The sequence below is a fragment of the Halobacillus sp. K22 genome, assembly GCF_052246795.1.
Classification (GTDB): Bacteria; Bacillota; Bacilli; order Bacillales; family Halobacillaceae; genus Halobacillus.
Genome location: NZ_JBQQCN010000058.1, coordinates 1 through 1,427, shown reverse-complemented (window position 1 = coordinate 1,427; position 1,427 = coordinate 1). Strand labels below are relative to the sequence as shown.

Annotated in this window: 1 protein-coding gene; it reads right to left on the bottom strand. The window is 39.7% G+C overall.

Going from position 1 to position 1,427, the window contains the following annotated elements:
• Positions 1 to 30: 30 nt before the first annotated feature.
• Positions 31 to 1,373, bottom strand: a protein-coding gene (locus tag ACTWPM_RS20595) for an IS3 family transposase (protein ID WP_443134833.1) whose coding sequence is annotated in 2 segments (ribosomal slippage) — positions 31 to 932 and positions 932 to 1,373 — 1,344 coding nt in all. Because the reading frame shifts where the segments join, the coding sequence is not laid out codon by codon here.
• Positions 1,374 to 1,427 lie beyond the last annotated feature (54 nt).

Sequence of the window (1,427 nt, the reverse complement as noted above, 5' to 3'; positions counted from 1 at the left end):
CCCTAAAATTGGACACGTTCCTTAAACTTATCACGCCGATTCTTGAAACTGGGTTCGATAAGAAACGGGGCTCATTCTGAGCTTTGATTTGATACGTTTATGGTTATAGTAATGGATGTATTCCTCTAACTCTTGTTTGAAATGATCCAGACTTTCAAATTCATCTAAATAAAGAAACTCCGATTTCATGATACCGAAAAAGTTTTCCATAACGGCGTTATCATGACAATTCCCTTTTCTGGACATGCTTTGGGTTACTTCACGGTCTTTCAGTTTCTTTCGATAGGGAGCCATTTGGTAATGCCATCCCTGGTCGGAGTGCATATACAGTTCATCCGATGGATGAAGGTGTTCAAAGGCTTGATCTAACATGTCATCTACCAAGGAATAGGTGGGTTTATAACCAATGGTGTATGTTATGATTTCTCCGTTAAATAGATCTAAGACAGGGGAAACATAAAGCTTTTGGCCAAATAGCTTAAACTCCGTAATGTCTGTAGCCCATTTCTGATTCGGTTGATCTGCCTTGAAATTTCGATCTAAAATATTTGGAGCTGTTTCTCCGACTTTTCCTTTGTGAGAACTATATTTCTTCACTTTTACCGTAGACTGCAGCCCTAGTTCTCTCATAAGACGATAGACTTTTTTATGGTTCACTTCATGACCGCAATTACGAAGCTCATTTTCAATTCGCCGATAGCCATAACGGCCCTTATGTTCATGAAATATGGAGGTGATAAGCTCCTTCAATGGTTGTTCCGTTTCTGGTTCGTGTTGCTTTTCTTTCAAATGATAATAGGTGCTTCTGGGGATATCAGCTATTTCAGTCAGTTGTTTAACAGGAAATCGAAACCTTAGCTCGTCGATTATTTGCGCTTGTTCTTCTTTTGAGATGCTTTCTTTTTCTGAACTAAGGTCTTTAACTTTTTTAAGTATTCATTTTCCATCCGTAAGCGTTCATTCTCTTTCTTTAAGGCTTCAAACGAATCAGTAGAATCTTGTTTCCTCTTATGAGACGTCAATTGGGTTGGCCCCTTCCTCGTGGATTCAAGGGCTTCTTTTCCGCCTTCCATCCACTTCTTACGCCATCGGCGTACCATGGAGAAATGGGGGATATGGAACTTAGCTGAAGCATCTCGAATCGAATATTCTTCTTCCTCTATACATTGAATTACTTTCAGTTTAAAGGCAGCTGAATAGTTTGTATAGGGGAAGTCGAAGGCTTCTTCTCCATGATATTCAGTTAATTTCACCCAATAACGGATTGAAGAATTATCAACTCCCAATTGTTTTTCTAAGTCTCGAAAACTGACATTTTCCGTTAGATAGCGGTGTACGGCCAAGTGTTTTTCTTGGGAAGTAAGTTTGGACATATGGTGGATCCCTCCTAGGTTTCGTGAGGTGTCCAACATTTGGGGGTCATTACA